At 65.4% G+C, this 18,760-nt stretch carries 14 protein-coding genes; 5 read left to right on the top strand and 9 right to left on the bottom strand.

What is annotated here, in order from left to right:
* Positions 1–3: 3 nt before the first annotated feature.
* A complete protein-coding gene (locus tag BUQ73_RS15190) occupies positions 4–516 on the top strand; it encodes a nuclear transport factor 2 family protein (protein WP_079228672.1) in 513 nt (170 codons plus the stop codon).
* Between the two features lie 104 nt (positions 517–620).
* Here the strand turns inward: BUQ73_RS15190 and BUQ73_RS15185 are convergent, their stop codons facing one another.
* The 6 genes from BUQ73_RS15185 to nhaA all read right to left on the bottom strand — a co-directional run bounded on the left by BUQ73_RS15185 (position 621) and on the right by nhaA (position 10,015).
* Complete coding sequence (locus BUQ73_RS15185) at positions 621–1,940, bottom strand: hypothetical protein (protein ID WP_079228671.1); 1,320 nt, start codon at positions 1,938–1,940, stop codon at positions 621–623.
* A gap of 206 nt (positions 1,941–2,146) precedes the next feature.
* Positions 2,147–3,061, bottom strand: a complete 915-nt coding sequence (gene feaR, locus BUQ73_RS15180) for a transcriptional regulator FeaR (RefSeq protein ID WP_079228670.1) — start codon at positions 3,059–3,061, stop codon at positions 2,147–2,149.
* 262 nt (positions 3,062–3,323) lie between these two features.
* Positions 3,324–5,216 (bottom strand): penicillin-binding protein 2, encoded by a 1,893-nt coding sequence (gene mrdA / locus BUQ73_RS15175; RefSeq protein ID WP_079228669.1) that lies wholly within the window; start codon positions 5,214–5,216, stop codon positions 3,324–3,326.
* Positions 5,217–5,505: 289 nt separating this feature from the next.
* Positions 5,506–7,017 (bottom strand): nucleobase:cation symporter-2 family protein, encoded by a 1,512-nt coding sequence (locus tag BUQ73_RS15170; protein ID WP_079228668.1) that lies wholly within the window; start codon positions 7,015–7,017, stop codon positions 5,506–5,508.
* Positions 7,018–7,151: 134 nt separating this feature from the next.
* Complete coding sequence (locus tag BUQ73_RS15165) at positions 7,152–8,531, bottom strand: 8-oxoguanine deaminase (RefSeq protein ID WP_060485395.1); 1,380 nt, start codon at positions 8,529–8,531, stop codon at positions 7,152–7,154.
* A 125-nt stretch (positions 8,532–8,656) separates the two neighbouring features.
* Entirely contained in the window at positions 8,657–10,015 is a 1,359-nt protein-coding gene (gene nhaA, locus BUQ73_RS15160; RefSeq protein WP_079228667.1) for a Na+/H+ antiporter NhaA, read from the bottom strand.
* 344 nt (positions 10,016–10,359) lie between these two features.
* Here nhaA and BUQ73_RS15155 point away from each other — a divergent pair, with 344 nt between their 5' ends.
* Positions 10,360–13,203, top strand: coding sequence for an HD domain-containing phosphohydrolase (locus BUQ73_RS15155; protein ID WP_079228666.1), 2,844 nt, complete (start codon positions 10,360–10,362; stop codon positions 13,201–13,203).
* A 10-nt stretch (positions 13,204–13,213) separates the two neighbouring features.
* Here BUQ73_RS15155 and BUQ73_RS15150 read toward each other — a convergent pair whose 3' ends face one another.
* The 3 genes from BUQ73_RS15150 to BUQ73_RS15140 all read right to left on the bottom strand — a co-directional run bounded on the left by BUQ73_RS15150 (position 13,214) and on the right by BUQ73_RS15140 (position 15,743).
* On the bottom strand, positions 13,214–13,543 hold the full coding sequence (locus BUQ73_RS15150) for a DUF202 domain-containing protein (RefSeq protein ID WP_079228665.1): 330 nt from the start codon (positions 13,541–13,543) through the stop codon (positions 13,214–13,216).
* The gene (locus BUQ73_RS15145) at positions 13,536–13,922 is read right to left on the bottom strand and encodes a YidH family protein (protein ID WP_027919356.1); all 387 of its coding nucleotides are present in this window, start codon (positions 13,920–13,922) and stop codon (positions 13,536–13,538) included. Before BUQ73_RS15145 ends, BUQ73_RS15150 begins: the two co-directional genes overlap by 8 nt.
* 108 nt (positions 13,923–14,030) lie before the next feature.
* The gene (locus BUQ73_RS15140) at positions 14,031–15,743 is read right to left on the bottom strand and encodes an FAD-dependent oxidoreductase (protein ID WP_079228664.1); all 1,713 of its coding nucleotides are present in this window, start codon (positions 15,741–15,743) and stop codon (positions 14,031–14,033) included.
* A 185-nt stretch (positions 15,744–15,928) separates the two neighbouring features.
* Between BUQ73_RS15140 and BUQ73_RS15135 the strand changes: the two genes are divergently transcribed.
* The 3 genes from BUQ73_RS15135 (at position 15,929) to BUQ73_RS15125 (ending at position 18,736) form a co-directional block, all read left to right on the top strand.
* Entirely contained in the window at positions 15,929–16,705 is a 777-nt protein-coding gene (locus BUQ73_RS15135) for an IclR family transcriptional regulator (RefSeq protein WP_079228663.1), read from the top strand.
* Between the two features lie 139 nt (positions 16,706–16,844).
* Entirely contained in the window at positions 16,845–17,897 is a 1,053-nt protein-coding gene (locus tag BUQ73_RS15130; protein ID WP_079228662.1) for a Gfo/Idh/MocA family protein, read from the top strand.
* A 23-nt stretch (positions 17,898–17,920) separates the two neighbouring features.
* Positions 17,921–18,736: a sugar phosphate isomerase/epimerase family protein gene (locus BUQ73_RS15125; protein ID WP_079228661.1), complete on the top strand. Its 816-nt coding sequence runs from the start codon at positions 17,921–17,923 to the stop codon at positions 18,734–18,736.
* The last annotated feature ends 24 nt before the right edge of the window (positions 18,737–18,760 follow it).

Below are 18,760 nucleotides of genomic sequence, written 5' to 3'. Positions count from 1 at the left end.
GCGATGACCGATATCCATGAGCTGCAGGCCCGCCTGCAGCGCTTTGAAGACCAGCAAGCCATTCGCGTATGCATCAACCGCTACATGGAACTGTGCGACCAGCTCGATGCCAGCACTCCGCTGGACGAACTGGCCGGGCTGTTCACCCGCGAGGCCGTGTGGGAAGGCAAGGGTGCCAAGTATGCCGCGAGCTTTGGTGGTTACCGGGGCCGTGAGGCGATTGGCGCGATGTTCGCCACCTACATGAAAACCCCGGCGCATTTCGCCTTGAACGTGCACTTCCTGACCAGTGAGGTCATCGAGGTGGACGGCGGGCAGGGGCTGGGGCGTTGGGTGATGTTGCAGACCAGCACGTTTGCCGATGGTGCTTCGCACCTGAATGCGGCGCGCCTGACGGTGAGTTTTGCGCAGGAAGAAGGGCAGTGGCGGATGGCGCATTTCCAGACCGAGAACCTGTTCAGCCGGCCGGTGACTGCCTGGAACAGTGAGGCGCCATTGCCGGTGCCTGATCGATAATCGGGTTAGCCTCTTCGCGGGCAAGCCCGCTCCCACAGGTACTGCACAGCTCTTGAAATCTGTGCAGTACCTGTGGGAGCGGGCTTGCCCGCGAAGGGGGCGACTCAGAAGGTACTGACGAACACCACCTGGCTATACAGGTTGCGGTTGTCATTGCCCAGCTGCGTCCCACCTTGCTCGGCACTGCGATCCGGTTGGTACAAGCCTACCAGCGGCACGATCATCAGGTGTTCGTTGATCGTCCACTCCGCATACAGATCCACTTCATGCCCGTCGGCATTGCCCAGGCTGCGGTCGATGGTGTCGAATTTGAAACCCATGATGCCCACGTTGAGCGACGGGGTCGGTTTCACCGTCAGCCCCACTTTCTGAATCCGCGCATTGCTGTTGAACGGCCCGGCATAGTTGCCGGCCACTTCGCCCTGGAACCACGTGCCCAGGCCGCGGCCGAGCCCGTAGAACAAGGTGTCATAGCCTTCGGAGAAACGGCTGTAGCGGTAGCTGATGTTTGGTTGCCATGGCACGTCGGCGAAGGTCCAGCCCGCTTCCAGGTACCAGGCATCCTCGGTGGCGGTGTGCGGTTTGTCCTGCTTGGCGTACTCGCCGGAAAGGAACAGGTTTTCCACCCCGGCATTGCCCTGGCCGCGCAGGCTGTAGGTCTTCATGCCGTCACGTTCCAGCTGCTGCGGCGAGGCAAACTCCTCGTCGACGTGGGTGGTGCCAATGTAGGTCAGGCCTACCGTGCCGGCATCGGCCACGTGTTCCAGGGTGGCGACGTGCATTTCGGTCTTGGCCTGGGCGCGGTTGTCCGATTGCAGCCACATCAGGTCGCTGCGCCAGCCCTGCTTGCCGCCCAGGCGCAACACGGCGGTCTTGTCGAAGCTCTTGCGTGCGGCCAGGTAGTAGGCGCCGCCGCGGTTGAACTGGCCATCGGCCAGGCCGTGGCCGACGTTCAGCGAGTCGCCCTGGATCAGGAAGCCGTCACCGACCGCGACCGTCTGCTTGCCAAACGACAGGTCGATACCGTCCTCACCCAGTGCCGGCACCAGGTTGCCGGACTTCCAGCCCAGGTAGGCGTCCTCGATCTTGGTAGTGCGCTCGCTGCCGTCACTGAAGCCGGCGGCGTCGCCATCGCCCCAGGTGCCGGAACTGAGCAGGGCAAAGGCGCCGTACAGCGAGCCGCTGCCACCCAGGCGCTGGTCGCCGCTCAGGCCGTATTTGATGTAGCCCTCGCGCCAAGAGGTGGAGCCTGGTTGGTCGCGGGCGATGGCGTAGCTTTCTTCGCTGTGGAATGCACCGAACACGGCCTCCACGTTGGCATTGAGGTGGCGCTCGTCATCGCCGTAGAGCTCCACGGCGGATGCCTCCAGCGAGACCCCGGCCAGGACTGCGGCCAAGGTGAGACGAAACGGGCGGTGGTGCATGGTCTGGCTTCCTTTGTTATGGGTTTGGCAGAAGTTCCGAAGACATGCCAACGATCATGCAGGAAGCCCTGGCGCCTGCTTTTGTGCTGGCTGCCAGATGCCTTTGGCACCGTGCCAAGGTGACAGCAGGGCTGAAACGCCGAAGGCCCCGTTGCGGGGCCTTCGTGGAGCGGAAGGTGCTGATTGCGGCCGGTTTGCCCGGCGTGTCAGTTGGCGTGGCGCTTGCGGTACTCGCCAGGGGTCATGCCGAAGCGGGCCTTGAACGCGGTGCTGAAATAGCTCGAGTCGGAAAACCCCCAGGCGTAGCCCAGCGACGAGACCTTCTGGTCCATGGCCGGGTTGCGCAGGCTCTCGGCGCAGAAGTCCAGGCGGCGGTTGCGGATGTACTGGGCGATGACCAGCCCGTGCTTGGCGAAGATGCGGTACAGGCTGCGCATCGAGATGCCCACTTCGCGGGCGATGAACTCGGGGCTGAGGCTTTCGCAGGTGATGTTCTGGTCGATCAGCGCCAGGGCCTTGCGGAACATGCGTTCGTGGCTGCCCGGGATGGTGTCCTGGGCAATCGCCGGGCGCAGCAGGGCGATCAGCGCGTCGAGCACGGCCTGGCTTTCGTGGTTGGCCATGTGCTGGGTGCGGCCGGCTTCGAGCATCATCAGCCGGGCCATGCTGGCCAAGGGCGTGTTTGCCTCGATACGCCTGGCGCAGGCCACGCCGACCCCACGGGTGCCGCTTTGCACCTGGTTGCGTGGCAGGATCAGCGACAGCTGGCGCGAGCGCTGGTGGAAGTGCATGTCCAGCGGTGTGCTGGCATCGATCAGGGTGAGGTCGCCGGCCTGCAGTTCGATGCACGCGTCCTGGTGTTCGATGCGCGAAGTGCCGGCCATCTGCAGCACGGCGAAGTAATTGTCCGCACTGCTGGCGCGGATTTCCCGCGGGCCACGGAACAGGTTGACCTGGGTCATGTCGACGATACTCATGGAGATCTGGCCTACCTGGCACTTTTCCAGCTGGCCGACGAAACCAGGGTCGAGCTTGCGGCCGTTGAAATGGCCGCAGGCTTCGTTGACCTGGCTCAGCCAGGCCTGGAAGTGGTCGTCGGAAACACGGCTTGCAGGGGTCATGGATGCCTCGCAGGGTATGACTTGACGCGGATCGCTCGGGCGAACTCTTGGTCTTCGGGGTATGCATTACAATTCACTTGAATGTTCAAGCAAAAAGCAGGCCTGAAGACCTCCGCGACTATCCTGATTTCGAGGTAAGGTATTGATATAGAACGGTTAAATAGTGCGATCGGACAGGCGGGATGGCACCGGGCAGATCAGAAGCGCCGTGCTGGCGCTTCGGAATGTAGCAATTTGAGACAGCAGTGTTTCCACCGGCACCTCAGCTGTGCGGCACGGCCTTGGCCGCCGGAGTGCCGGCATACTGCGGCTTCAGGTGGCCTTGCTCATCGAGCAGATAGGCATCCATGACTTCGCGCACCACCGGCCCGGCAACACGGCCGCCGGCCTCGCCGTTCTCGATCATCACCGCCACCACCACGCTGGGGTGGTCAGCCGGGGCAAAGCCGACGAACAGGGCGTTGTCGCGGTGCCGCTCAAGGGTCTTGTTACGGTTGTAGCGCTCGCCCTGCTTGATCGCCACCACCTGCGCCGTGCCGCTCTTGCCGGCGATGCGGTACTGGGCGCCAGCCGCAGCGGCGCGGGCGATACCGCGCGCATCGTGCATGACCATCTGCATGCCGACGTTGACCTGGTCCCAGGCGTGCTTGTCGTGCAGCACGATGTCGGGCATCGGGTTAGGGTCGACCGGGGTCTCGCCACCCACGGTCATGGCCAGGTGCGGGCGGTGCCACACACCCTTGCTGGCCAGCAGGCTGGTGGCCTGGGCCAGTTGCAGCGGGGTGACCTGCATGTAGCCCTGGCCGATGCCGAGGATCAGCGTCTCGCCCGGGAACCACGCCTGGCGGCGGGTGGCGCGCTTCCAGGCTTGCGAAGGCATCAGCCCGGGCGCTTCCTCGAACATGTCCAGCGAGACCTTCTGGCCAAGGCCAAACTCGGCCATGTAGTCGTGCAGGCGGTCGATGCCGAGCTTGTGCGCCAGGTCGTAGAAGTAGGTGTCGTTGGAACGCATGATGGCGGTGTACATGTCTACCCAGCCATCGCCACTGTGGTTCCAGTTACGGTACTTGTGGTCATAGTTGGGCAGCTCGTAGTAGCCCGGGTCGAACACCCGGCTGCCGGGGGTGATCACGCCGCTGTCGAGGCCGGCGATGGCCACTTCCGGCTTGACCGTCGAGCCGGGCGCATACAGGCCGCGCAGCACGCGGTTGAACAGTGGCCGGTCGATCGAGTCGCGCAGGGCGGCGTACTGCTTGAAGCTGATGCCCTTGACGAACAGGTTGGGGTCGAAGCTCGGGTTGCTGACCATCGCCAGCACGTCGCCGTTGGCCGGGTCGAGCACCACCACCGCACCGCGGCGGTCGCCCAGGGCCTTCTCGGCGGCCACCTGCAGGTGCGAGTCGAGGCTGAGGATGATGTCCTTGCCGGGGATCGGGTCCTTGTGGTTGAGCACACGCATCACCCGGCCCTGGGCGTTGGTTTCCACTTCTTCATAGCCCACGTGGCCGTGCAACTGGGCCTCGTAGAAGTGCTCGATGCCGGTCTTGCCGATCGATTGGGTGCCGCGGTACTCGGTGCTGTCGAGGGTCTTGGCTTCCTTTTCGTTGATGCGCCCGACATAGCCGACAGAATGGGCGAAGTGCTCGGCCAGCGGGTATTCACGAATGAACTGTGGTTCCACGTCCAGGCCAGGCAGGCGGAACTGGTTGACCGCGATCAGGGCGATCTGCTCTTCGGTCAGGCCGACCATCAGGGTTACCGGCTCGAACGGCTTGCGGCCGCGGCGCAGGTCCTTGTCGAACTGCTTGCGGTCGTCTTCGCCGAGGCTGAAGATTTCGGCCAGGCTATCGAGTACCTTGGCCGAGTCGCCGGCGCGCTCGCGGGTCATGGTCAGGTCGAAGCTGGGCTTGTTGTCGGCCAGTACCACGCCGTTGCGGTCATAGATCAGCCCGCGCTCGGGGGCGATGGGCAGGATGTGCACGCGGTTGTTTTCCGACACCGCGCTCTGCTGGTCGTGCTGCAGCACCTGCAGCACGTAGAGCCGGCCCACGAGGACCGCGCACAGGCTGAACACCAGGGCGGCGCAGGCCAGCAGCCGGCGGTTGACCAGGTGTTTTTCCTTTTCGTGGTCCTTGAGGGGGATCGGTTGCGGCATGGGGGCTCTGTACAGTAGCGGATTCGGCAGGCGAGGGCTTCGCCCTCGTTCGCGGGCAAGCCCGCTCCCACAGGTACCGCGCCGATCTTGAGCTTGCGCAGTATCTGTGGGAGCGGGCATGCCCACGAATGGGCCGCCCAGCGGCCCCGGGGCCGGCGATGCTACGCAACCCGGCCCCGCGCCTCAAGGCAAGCGCGACCGGGTCACCGCCCCATATCGCGCATCCACCCCACCATCAGGGCGTTGACGGCCAACATGAAGATTTGTTCATGTGGTTTCAGTTTGCCTGTCAGTGCGCGTGATCGACCTGTTTCCTGGCCGGGGCAGCGGCATGCCCGTGCGCCGCTTCGGCCTCGACGATCGGCACTTCCTTGCCGTCGCAGTCGAACAGCTTGCCATCGCGGAAGAAGTCGCCTTCATTGAGCCAGGCCACGTCGTGGTAACGCAGGGTTCGCTCACTGGCGGCGACGAACACCGATTGCTGGTCGGAGTTGCCGGCGCGCAGGTGGTTGAACAACAGGTTGAGCAGGATCGCCATGATCGCCGACGAGCTGATGCCGGAGTGGAAGATGGTCTCGAACCAGCTCGGGAAATGGTGGTAGAAGCCCGGTGCGGCGATCGGGATCATGCCGAAGCCGATCGAGGTGGCGACGATGATCAGGTTCATGTTGTTGCGGTAGTCCACCTGGGCCAGGGTACGGATGCCGCTGGCCGCGACGGTGCCGAACAGCACCACGCCGGCGCCGCCGAGTACGGCGGTCGGTACCGCAGCCACCAGCCGGCCCATCACCGGCAGCAGGCCGAGGGTGACCAGGATGAAGCCGGCGCTGGCCACCACATAGCGGCTCTTGACCCCGGTCACCGCCACCAGGCCGACGTTCTGCGCGAACGCGCTTTGGGTGAAGGAACCGAACAGCGGTGCCAGGGCGCTGGAAATCATGTCGGCGCGCAGGCCGTTGCCCAGGCGCCGGGCATCGACGTCGGTGCCGATGATTTCGCCCACGGCGAGGATGTCTGCCGAGGTCTCGACCATGGTCACCACGATGACGATCAGCATCGACAGGATCGCCGCCAGCTGGAACTCGGGCGTGAAGTGCAGCACTTCCGGCAGCGCCACCGAAGGGCCGTCAAGCGCCTGGGTGAAGTCGGCCATGCCGAAGGCCATGGCCACCAGGGTACCGATGACCATCGCCAGCAGGATCGACAGGCGCGACAGGCTGGCGCTGCCAAGCTTGCTCAGCAACAGCACGCAGGCCAGGGTGAACGCGGCCAGGCTGATGTTGGCCGTGCTGCCGAAGTCAGCCGCCTGGCTGTTGCCGCCCATGGCCCAGCGCGCCGCCACCGGCATCAGGGTCAGGCCGATGGTGGTGATGACGATGCCTGTCACCAGCGGCGGGAAGAACTGAATGATGCGCGAGAACAGCGGGGTGATCAGCAGGCCGATCAGCGACGACACGATCACGGCGCCGAACACCACCTGCAGGCCGCCGGTGCCGTCATTGCCGATGATCGCGACCATGGTCGCCACGCTGGCAAAGGAAACCCCCTGGACCAGCGGCAGGCGGCAGCCGAAGAACGGCACGCCAAGGGTCTGCAGCAAGGTGGCCAGGCCCCCGGCGAACAGTGAGGCGGCGATCAGCATGCCCACATCGGCCGGTGACAGGCCGGCAGCCTGGCCGATGATCAGCGGCACGGCAATCATGCCGCCATACATGGTCAGCACATGCTGCAGGCCGTAGGCGAAGTTGGCGCCAATACCGAGGTTCTCGTCTTCCGGACGAGGTGTAGCGGTAGATGTCATGGTGAGTAGCTCGCTGTTGTTTTTGTTACGCGTCTAACTGCACGGTTTCAGTCGCATTGGGGTGAAACAGGTAAAACGCAGCCGCAGCAAGGCGCGCCGCGCTTTTTCAAGCGCAGCGGCCAGGGCTGTTCAGGTCATTCGCCGCTGACGAGCTGGTAGGCCAACTGGTTGTGGCGCTCCAGTACCCGCGGCAGGTCGATGGTGGTGATACGGCCATCCTGCACCACCACCCGGCCATTGATCACGCTGGTGTCGACGTGGGTCGGGGTGCAGAACACCAGGGCCGCCAAGGGGTCGTGCAGGGCACCGGCATAGGCCACGTGGCCCAGGTCGAAGGCGACGAAGTCGGCGATCATGCCCGGCGCCAGGGCGCCAATGTCGTTGCGGTTGAGCACCTTGGCGCCGCCCAGGGTGGCGATTTCCAGGGCTTCGCGGGCGGTCATCGCGTCCGGGCCGAAACCGACGCGCTGCAGTAGCAGCGCCTGGCGTACCTCGCCAATCATGCTGGCGCCGTCGTTGGAGGCCGAGCCGTCCACGCCAAGGCCCACCGGCACGCCGTGGTCGCGCATCTTGCGAATCGGCGCGATGCCCGAGGCCAGGCGCATGTTCGAGCAAGGGCAGTGGGCGACACCGGTGCCGGTGCGGGCAAACAGCTCGATGCCGTGCTGGTCGAGCTGCACACAGTGGGCGTGCCACACATCGTGGCCGACCCAGCCGAGGTCTTCGGCGTATTCGGCCGGGGTCATGCCGAATTTCTCGCGGCTGTAGGCGATGTCGTTGACGTTCTCGGCCAGGTGGGTGTGCAGCGATACGCCGTAGTTGCGCGCCAGCACGGCGGCCTCGCGCATCAGGTCGCGGCTGACCGAGAATGGTGAGCAGGGCGCCACCACCACGCGCAGCATCGAACCGTGGCTGGCATCGTGGTAGTCCTCGATCAGGCGCTGCGATTCCTTGAGGATGTCGCTTTCCTTCTCTACGACCGAATCAGGCGGCAGGCCGCCCTGGCTGCGGCCCACGCTCATGCTGCCGCGGGCGGCATGGAAGCGCATGCCGATCTCGCCGGCAGCATGGATGCTGTCATCGAGCTTGCAGCCGTTGGGGTAGATGTACAGGTGGTCACTGGAGGTGGTGCAGCCAGACAGGATCAGCTCGGCCATGGCTGTCTGGGTCGAAACCGAGATCATTTCCGGGGTCAGCCGCGCCCAGATCGGGTACAGGTTGGTCAGCCAGTTGAACAGCTCGCCGTCCTGGGCTGCCGGCACCACGCGGGTAAGGCTCTGGTACATGTGGTGGTGGGTGTTGACCAGGCCCGGGATGACCACCTTGCCGGCCATGTCCAGGATCACATCGGCGTGCTGCGGCAGCGTATCGCTGGGGCCGACCTGCTTGATCAGGTTGTCTTCGATATAAAGCCCGCCACCTTTGATTTCACGGCGTTCGCCGTCCATGGTGACCAGCAGTGCGGCGTTCTTGACCAGGAGGGTCTTGGGGGTATGTTGCAGGGAAGCTTGCATCGCTCATGCCTGGCGCAATACGCAGCGACGTTGGCCGATGTCGTAGGCGCACAGGCATGCATGTAAGCAAAGTTTGAAATTTTTGTATACAGAAAAATGCCGGGGCCCGCAGGCCCCGGTTGGCTTCAGCCCGCTTGCACGGGCGCCTTGCTGGCGCCTTTGCGCAGGCCTGTGACGCCCCAGGCCAGGCCCAGTACGGCAGCGATCACCGAGCCCGACAGCACGCCGAGTTTGGCTGCACCCAGGGAGGCCGGGTCGCTGTAGGCCAGGTTGGCAATGAAGATCGACATGGTGAAGCCGATACCGGCCAGCAGGCCGATCAAGGTGATGCCGCGCCAGTTGACCTGGGCCGGCAGGCTGCACCAGCCCAGGCGCACCATCAGCCAGCTGACGCCGATGATGCCCAGCGGCTTGCCGGCCACCAGGGCCACGGCCACGGCGGTCATCACCCAGTGCGGCCCTTCGGCTGACAGGTCGATGCCCGACAGGCCGACACCGGCGTTGGCCAGGGCGAACAGCGGCATGATTGCGTAGGCTACCCAAGGGTGCAGGGCGCCTCCTACACGGGTTACCGGCGGTACCAGCTCACGCTGGGCCAGGCGCAGGCGCTTGAGTGGGGCGCTGAGGTCGCCAGTGTCCTGCTCGGGGGCCTTGGCCCGGCCCAGCAGGTCGTTGGTGAAGCGCGAGACCGCATCCAGCGGGCGCTCGCCCAGTGGCATGGCGGCTACCGGGGTCATCAGGCCGAGTATCACGCCGGCCAGGGTCGGGTGGGCGCCGGTCATCAGCATGCCGACCCAGGTGATGGTGCCAGGAATGACATAGGCCCAGGCCGAGCCGACGCCGATCTTCTGCAGGCCGATCACCAGCAGCAAGCCGATGGCGGCTACGCCGAAGCCGCTGTAGTCGAGGCCGCCGGAGTAGAAGATGGCGATGATCAGCACGGCGATGATGTCATCGATGATCGCCAGGGCCAGCAGGAACACGCGGATGTTGGACGGGATCGACTTGCCCAGCAGGGCCAGCACGCCGACCGCGAAGGCGATGTCGGTGGCAGTCGGCACGGCCCAGCCTTGCTGCTCGGCTGGCGCATGGCCGAAGGCCAGGTAGATCAGCGCAGGTACCGCTACGCCGCCAACCGCGGCGGCCATGGGCAAGGTAGCCTGGCGCAGGCTGGCCAGGGCGCCCTCGTGGATTTCGCGGCGGATCTCCATGCCCACCACCAGGAAGAAGATGGTCATCAGGCCATCGTTGATCCAGAAGTGCAGGGACTGCGAGAAGCTCAGCGAGCCGATGCCGAAGCTGATCGGCGTGTGCCAGAGGGCGTCGTAGCTGGCGGCGGCCGGGGAGTTGGCCCAGATCAGGGCGGCAACGGCCGTGATCAGCAGGACGATGCCGCTGACCGCTTCGATGTGCAGGAAGCGCTCGAAATTGGCGAAGGCGCGTTGGGCCAGCTGCTGGGCACGCGTCAATTTGGTTTTTTGCATAGGCACAAGAACTCCTGCAGGCGGCCCGACCTACACTGTTCTTTAACCTGCATCACTGCATCTTGCAGCTAGCACCCGGGGGCAATTCTACCGGGCATATGCGCTGAGGCCAAGCGCAGAGCATTGAACCGCGCAATGTCGCTGTGCCACTATCGGGCTGCCTTGCTGGCAGCGCACGACACTCGCCCGGCATGATCGTTCTGGCTGATTACACTGTTGAAAGTCGCCACACAGGGAGTGCCTTGGATGGTCAGCGTGCTGAAGGGTCTTGCTGCCGGCGCAGCGGGCCGCCTGTGGGCGAGCCTGGGGTCATGGGATCGGCCTGCCGAATGGAGCGGGCACCCATGAGCAAACCCGGGCGCACAATCTCCCTGCAATGGCTGGTGGCCCTGGCCATCATGCTCGGCATGCTGCTGCTTGGCGCCGGCCTTGCCTGGCAAGGCTATCGCGGCATCAGCCAGGCCCTGGTGGCCGCCGCTGGCGATGCTGCCCAGCAAGTCGGCAAGACCATCGATGAACGCGCCCGGCGCCTGGTCGACCCTGCCCAGAGCAGCATTCGCCTGCTGGCCTTCAACCCGGCCGCCAGCAACCTGCCGCAGCGCCTGGAGCGCTTGCCACAGCTGGTCGAAAGCCTGAATGCCAACAAGATGCTCAGCGCCGCCTACGTTGGTTACCCCAACGGCGAATTCCTGCTGGTGCGCCGCTTGCGCGACCCAGAGTTGCTGTCGCGCTTTGCCGCGCCGGCGGGCAGCCGCTTCCTGGTGCAGAGTGTCAGCCTGGGCGAGGGCGGCGCGATGCTCGGCGAGTGGCGCTTCTATGACGGTGCCCTGACCCTGCTCAAGGCCCAGGCCATGCCTGACTATCATTACGACCCACGCTCACGCCCCTGGTTCGTCGACGCCAGCGCACAATCCGGTACCGTGCTGACTCACCCCTATGTCTTCTTCACCACCCGCGAAATCGGCATGACCATGGCCCAGCGCAGCGTCGACGGCGCGGCGGTGCTCGGCATGGATGTCTCGGTCGACGACCTGGCCAGCGAAACCCGCGACCTGCGCATGACCCCCGGCACCGAAATCGCCGTGGTCGACAGCCGCGGCAATGTGGTGGCTTACCCGGACCTGCAGCGGGTCATCGTCCATGAAGGCGAAAGCGTGCGCCTGTCGCGGATCGCCGAACTGGGCGTACCCAGCTTGCAGCAGGTTTACGCCAACCTGCCCCAGGGCACGCGACCCCAGCTCTATCAGGTAGAGGGCGCGAAGTGGTTCGGCATGCGCGTGCAACTGACGACCCTGGCCGGGCAGGACCTGCAAGTGCTGATCGCGGTGCCCGCACATGAACTGCTGGCGGGGGCGCGCAAGGTGCTGTTCGAGCAACTGCTGTGGACGGCCGCGCTGATGGCCGTGCTCCTGTTGCTCGGCGGCTTGCTCGGCCGGCGTATCGGCCGCCCGCTGCACCAGTTGGCCGACCAGGTGCGTGCCTTGGCCGGCTTCGATTTCAGCCGCGAAGTGGGGGTGGGCTCGCGGGTGACCGAAGTACGCGAGCTGAGCCAGGTGCTCAGGCGCATGTCCGGCACCATCGGCAGTTTGCAGGCGATCACGCTGACGCTCAGTCGCGAGACCCAGCTGGAACGCATGCTCGATGGCGTGCTGACGCACCTGGTGGAAGCTGCCGGGGTCGGTGCCGGGGCGGTGTATCTGTTCGATGACCAGCATGCCCACCTGCGCCTGGCCGCGTCCTGCCGGGGTTCGGGTTACCCCGAGGAGCTGACGCTAGGCGAGGCCGATCACCGTGACCTGGCGGGTACGGTCACACGGGCCCTGGCGCTGGGTGGGCGCAGCCTTGCAGTGGTGCTCAATGACCGGGGTCATGAGCTGCTCGGCATTCTCGTCCTGGAATTGAAGGGCGAGAATGCTGAAGTAAGGGAGCCGTTCCGCCGCTTCGTCGAAGAACTGTCCGGCGCCGCCGCCGTGGCCATCGAGACGCGCCAGCTGGTCGAAGCCCAGCAGCGCCTGCTGGACGCGATGATCAAGCTGCTGGCCGACGCCATCGATGCCAAGAGCCCCTACACCGGTGGCCACTGCGAGCGTGTGCCGCAATTGGCGCAGATGCTGCTGGACAAGGCCATGCAGGCCGACAGCGGCCCCTTTGCCGACTTCAGCATGACCGAGGCCGAGCGCTACGAGTTCCGTATTGCCGCCTGGCTGCATGATTGCGGCAAGGTCACCAGCCCCGAGTACGTGGTGGACAAGGCGACCAAGTTGGAGACCCTGTACAACCGAATCCATGAAGTGCGCATGCGCTTCGAGGTGCTCTGGCGCGATGCCGAGCTTGCGTACTGGCAAGGCTTGGCCGCTGGCGAAGCCGAGCCGGTGCTGCAGCGCACGCTGGAGCAGTGCCGCGCCGAACTGCAGGAAGAGTTCGCGTTCGTCGCCAGGGCCAATATCGGTGGCGAGTTCATGCAGGATGAGGATGTGGAGCGCCTGCAGCGCATCGGCCAGCGCCGCTGGCAGCGGCATTTCGACAACCGCCTGGGCATTTCCCGCGATGAAGAGCAACGCTTTGCCGGTGCGGCACCTGCAACCTTGCCGGCCGATGAAGCGCTGCTGGCGGACCGGCCCGAGCATCTGCAGCCCTGGGGAGCGCGCAAGCCACCGGTGGTCAAGGGCGACCCGCGCAACGTCTGGGGCTTCGACATGCGCCTGCCGGCCAATGCCAGCAATCAGGGCGAGCTGTACAACCTGGCGATCCGCCGTGGCACGCTGAACGATGAAGAGCGCTTCAAGATCAACGAACATATCGTGCAGACCATCACCATGCTGACTGCGCTGCCGTTTCCGCGCCAATTGCGGCGTGTACCGGACATCGCAGGCAACCACCATGAAAGGATGGATGGCGGCGGCTACCCGCGCCGGTTGGGCAAGGACGATCTTGGCGTTGCCGAGCGGGTGATGGCCATTGCCGATATCTTCGAAGCGCTGACGGCCGCCGACCGGCCGTACAAGCCGGCGAAAACCTTGTCCGAGTCGGTGAAGATCCTGGTGTTCATGGCCCGCGACAACCATATCGACGGGCAACTGTTGCGGCTGTTTCTCAGCAGTGGGGTGTACCTGGAGTATGCCGGGCGGTTCTTGCGCCGCGAGCAGATCGATGAGGTGGATGTGGCGTACTGGCTAGGGCAGTTCTAGTTCACCCTGGCTACCACGCCAGGATCGCGATCAGCTCGATCGCACACAGTGCGGTAACGCAGGCGGCCAACAGCAGGTTGACGGTGACGCCCGAGGCGATGGTCTCGGCACGCAGGCCCGTCACATGGCGCCGGTAACGCCGTCGCAAACGCAGCCAGGCGGCACCGGCGGCCAGCAGGCAGAGCACCGCCGGTGCCACAGCCAACCAGCGATGGTGCGGTACCCAGCGCAGGAAGAAGCAACTGCACACGACCATCGCCATGATGGTGCGGCGCCAAGCCAGCAGCGTACGCTCCGGCTGCAACCCCTCATCGGCGTGGGCAAGCTGTGGGTCAGGCATGGAAGAACACAGCGTAGGCAAAAAACGCCATCACCAGCGAAACCCCGATCGATAACGCCGGGGCGATCAGCGGGAACGGCAGCGGTCGCTTCTGGCGCATCGCCCGTTCCACATTGAGCCAACGGGCGAAGGCCGGCAGGCTCAGCAGCAGGGCCAGGCTGATCAACGCCACCGCCAGCAGGCGGCGGGTACCGGGGCTGAAGATCTCGGCCGTGAACATGTCCACGGCGATGCCGCTTGCCAGCAGCGCCAGCGCGGTCCTGATCCAGGCGAGGAAGGTGCGCTCGTTGGCCAGGGTGAAGCGCGGGTCCGGTTCCTGGCCGTCGGCGAGGAGCTTGCTGGCCAGCCAGCCGCGTGAAGGCTCGGTGTTCTTGTTCAAGGGCAGTCGTCCTCCTCGGGTAAGGTCGGTGGGCGCTCATTTTCTTGGGGGCGCGCTCAGTTTGAGTGGCAAACCCTGCCAATGTCCATGGTTCGCCAGCCGCTGGCGCTATTCGTACTCCGTTACGCCGCTGATATGCCGCCCGGCGACATAGCCAAAGGTCAGCGCCGGCCCGAGGTTGATGCCGCCCGACGGGTACCAGCCGCCGAACACGCTGGCCATGTCGGTGCCGGCCGCGTACAGGCCGCTGATTGGCTGGCCGGCGTCGTTCAGCACGCGGGCATGGCCGTCGGTGCGCAGGCCGGCGAAGGTGCCGAAGCAGCCGGGTTGCACCTTCACCGCATAGAACGGCCCCTGCTCGATAGGCGCCACGCAGGGGTTCGGGCCCTTGTGCAGCGGGTCGCCCTGTTTGCGGTTGAAGGGTGTCGTGCCGCGGCCGAAGGCTGGGTCCTGGCCTTGGCGCGCATGCAGGTTGAAGGTGGTTACCGTAGCGTTCAGCCCAGCGGGGTCGATACCGCAAGCCTGGGCCAACTGTTCCAGGGTCGTGCCGCGCTTGAGGTAGCCGTTGCGCAGGTGTGGCCCCACTGGCAGCGGCGCGGGGCGTACGTAGCCGAGGCCGAAGCGGCGAAGGAAGCGGTGGTCGCAGATCAGCCACGAACAGACTTCCTCGCCTGGCGGTACGGCTGCGACCATTGCCGACACATAGTCGTAGTAGCCATGCGCCTCGTTGACGAAGCGCTTGCCGTTGGCCAGCACGCCGATGATGCCTGGCTTGCCGCGTTCGATGATGTGCGGGAAGTGGCCGACGCTGCCGTCGCGGTGTGGCACCTTGGACACCGGCGCCCAGGCCACTGGCGACTTGAGGTCGCTGGCTACCACGCCGCCGGCCGACTCGCCCAGGCGCAGGCCATCGCCGGAGCAAGACGGTGGGGGCAGGGCGAGGTTGTCGTGGCCGCTGCTGTCGCGCGGGAACAGCTGCCGGCGCCGTGCGGGGTCATTGGGGAAGCCGCCCGCTGCCAGCACCACGGCCTTGGCACGTATCGCCCGTTCGCCTTGCGGGGTTGCAAGGGTCGCCCCCAGCACCTTGCCGTCTTCCATCAGCAGGCCCTTGGCCGCTGTCGACTCGAACATCCGCACGCCCAGGTCGTCAGCCGACTTCGCCAGCCGGGCCACCAACGCCACGCCGTTGACCAGGTGCATCGCCCGGCCATGGCGGGCCAGATGGTACAGGTGGCGAGCAAAGCGCTTGCACACGTGCAGCAAGGCACGCGGCGAGCGGGTCATGTTGAGGAAGGCGGCCAGGTCGGCGCCGGCCATGATCGGCATGCCCATGAACGAGGTTTCGCGCAGGGTCTTGCGCAGGCGCGGCAGCAGCGCGCCCAGCTGGCTGGCATCGTATGGCGCGGCAATCACCTGGTGGCCGCCGAGGGCCGCGCCGGGCGTGTCGCCATGCATGTCGGGGATGCCGTTGCCGTCGGCGAACTGCAGTGCCGTGTGCTGCTCGAAAAAGGCGACCATGTGCGGGCAGGCTTCGAGAAACGCATCGACGCGCTCGGCGTCGTAGTGCGTGCCCAGTTCGTTGCGCAGGTAGGTGCGCGGTTGGTCGATGTCCTCGCTGATGCCAGCGCGCCGGGCCAGCGGATTGCGTGGCACCCAGGCCCAGCCACCGGACCAGGCGGTGGCGCCGCCAAGTACCGGGTCCTTTTCGACCAGGATGACCTTCTGCCCATGCCAGGCGGCCGTGACCGCCGCTGCCAGCCCGGCTGCGCCAGAGCCGATGACCAGTACGTCGCAGTCGCTTGGGAACGATTCGGCGGGCATTGCGGTGTCTCCTGAATTTTTATTGCAACTGAATTCCATAATATTCATTTTTGGCGGAAGCTACTGCAAGGCCAGGTGCAAACTTCTGGTCGATTACCGGACACTTCAATGCTTGCAGGTCGCGGTGGCTATCGACGGCATGGAATCATCTTCTAGAATTCGGCAAATTTTCAGGGATACACGTCATGGCTGGTAGTCAGATCGAACGCGCCTTCAGTCTTGTTGAAAGCCTTACCGGCGAACCCTACGGCTTGCCGCTGCAAACCCTGGCCGAGCGCCTGGACATTCCCAAGAGCGCCGCCCACCGCATGCTCACCGAGCTGGTGCGCCTGGGCTATGTCCGGCAGAACCGCGACAACAGCCGCTATCAGCTGTCCGCCAAGCTGGTGGCGATGGGCTTTCGCTACCTGGCCAGCAGCGGCGCCGACATCATTCAGCCCATTCTCGACCGCCTGGCCCAGGACAGCGGCGAGCTGGTGCGCCTCGGCGTGATCGAAGGCAACCGCCAGACCTGGATTGCCAAGTCCCAGGGTGCCCGTTCCGGGCTGCGTTACGACCCGGACATGGGCCGTGACGCGCCGCTGTTCTATACCGCTTCCGGGCACGCCTGGCTGGCCAGCCTGAGCGATGAACAAGCGCTGCAGATGGTCTTGCGCCAGGGCATTGCCGACCCGGCCGAGTTCGGCCCCAATGCGCCACGCTCGATCGATGAGCTGCTTGCCTACCTGCACCGCGCCAGGGAGCGCGGCTATGCCTGGGTCGAGCAGACCTCGGCCATCGGTACATCCGCCCTGGCTGCCGTGGTTCGTCGCCCGCAAAGCGACGAGGTAATCGGCGTGCTCAGCGTTGCCGGCCCCAGTGCCCGCCTGGCGCAAGCGCGCCTGGCCGAGCTGGCGCCGCTGCTGCTGGCGGCGGCCGAAGAGCTGTCGGCAGCCAGCCGAGCGAGCGAATTGTTTGCCTGATGTGCATTTCTGGTCGGTAATCGCACGGTCTGTTGGGTGGGGCGTTCTGAAAAGCTGAACTTGGTTCTACATTGTGCAGTGTCGATTATGGAACTTGGTTTCACAATCTGCACCACAATAACGACAAGAGGACAGTGCGTTGAACTCACCCCTACGAATCGCCCTGATCGGTGCCGGTATCATGGGCCGCCAGCATTACCAGCATCTGCGCGGGCTCGCGCAAGCCCAGCTATGCGCCGTGGCAGACCCGGGCCCACAGGCCGAGGCTTTCGCTGCCGAGTGCGGGGTTACCTGCTTCGCCGATCACCGGCAGATGCTCGAGCAAGCCCGGCCCGATGCGGTGATCGTCGCCAACCCCAACAACCTGCACGTGGCCTGCGCCCTGGATTGCGTCGAAGCCGGTGTGCCGGTGCTGGTGGAAAAGCCGGTGGGCGTGCACCTCGATGAAGTCCGTGCGCTGGTAGAAGCCTCGCGCCGCCGGGGCGTGCCGGTACTGGTCGGCCATCACCGGCGGCACAACCCGCTGATCGCCAAGGCCCATCAGGTGATTGGCGAAGGCAAGCTCGGCCGGCTGATCAATGTCACCGCGCTGTGGCAGTTGCAAAAGCCTGACAGTTACTTCGAAACGCCCTGGCGCCGCGAGCCGGGGGCGGGCTTTCTGCTCACCAACCTGATCCACGACCTCGACCTGCTGCGCCACTTGTGTGGTGAGGTGGTGCAGGTGCAGGCCTTCACCCGCAACGACGTGCGCGGCTTCGCCAACGAAGACAGCGCGGCAGTGCTGCTGCAGTTCGCCAACGGCGCGCTGGGCAGCCTGACCGGTTCCGACGCAGTGGCCGCGCCATGGAGCTGGGAACTGGACTCCGGCGAAAGCCCGATCTACCCACGCCAGGACGGCCAGCCCTGCTACCTGCTGGCCGGCACCCACGGGGCACTGAGCATTCCGCAGCTCAAGCGCTGGCATTACGCCGAGGCTGGCTCAGGCTGGCACACACCGTTGTTGCAGAGCGAGGAAGCCATCCCTGCAGGCGAGGCGCTGACGTTGCAGTTGCAGCACTTCATCCGCGTAGTCCAGGGCACAGAAGCGCCGTTGATCGATGCTGCCGACGCTGGCCGCACCCTGGCCCTCGTCGAAGCAATCCGCCAGGCAGCCGAAACGGGTCGGGCCTGTGCGCCAGAGCTGATCGCCTGATCTTTCGTCCTTAGGTAAATGACATGACCGACCGAATCTTTTCCCTCGCTGCCTTGACGGTGCTCGAACTTTCCCCGCCAGAAATGGTGGAGGCTGCCGCCCGTGCCGGTTACAGCCATGTGGGCCTGCGCCTGGTGCCAGCCACCGAGCAGGAGCAGCATTTCCCGTTGGTGGCTGACGCCGACCTGCGCCGGCAGACCCAGGCGCGCCTGCGCGACACTGGCATCAAGGTGCTCGACCTGGAAATCCTCCGGCTCAAGCCCGACACCTGCGTGGCCGATTTCGAGGCGATATTGGCAGTGGGTGCCGAGCTGGGTGGCACCGAACTGCTGGTGGCCGGCAACGACCCGGATGAAGCGCGCCTTACCGCACGTTTTGCCGAGCTGTGCGACCTGGCAGCCGGCTATGGCATCCACCCGCACCTGGAGTTCATGCCCTGGACCGACGTGCGCGACCTGCGCCAGGCCATGCGCGTGGTGGCCAACGCCGACCGCGCCAATGGTTGCGTGCTGGTCGACGCCTTCCACTTCAACCGCTCACGCTCTGCGCTGGAAGACCTGGTCCAATTGCCAGCGCAGTGCATGCGCTATGCCCAACTGTGCGACGTCGCCGGCCCGGTGCCTGCCGACATGGACGAGATCCTGCGCCAGGCGCGCAACGAACGGCGCTTCCCGGGGGAGGGCGATGCCGACCTGGTGGGACTGTTGCGTGGCTTGCCGGCGACCGTGCCGTTGAGCCTGGAGATCCCCACCCGGCAGTTGATGGAACAGGGCATCAGTGGTGAGCAGCGTGCGCGCAAGGCGCTGGAGAAGGCCAAGGCGGTTCTCGCCAGCGTATAACGAACTCAAGCGATACACCGCCCC

This window comes from Pseudomonas putida (assembly GCF_002025705.1).
GTDB classification, from domain to species: domain Bacteria; phylum Pseudomonadota; class Gammaproteobacteria; order Pseudomonadales; family Pseudomonadaceae; genus Aquipseudomonas; species Aquipseudomonas putida_J.
Note: the sequence above shows the minus strand (reverse complement) of the source record. Positions and strands in the feature narration are given on the sequence as shown.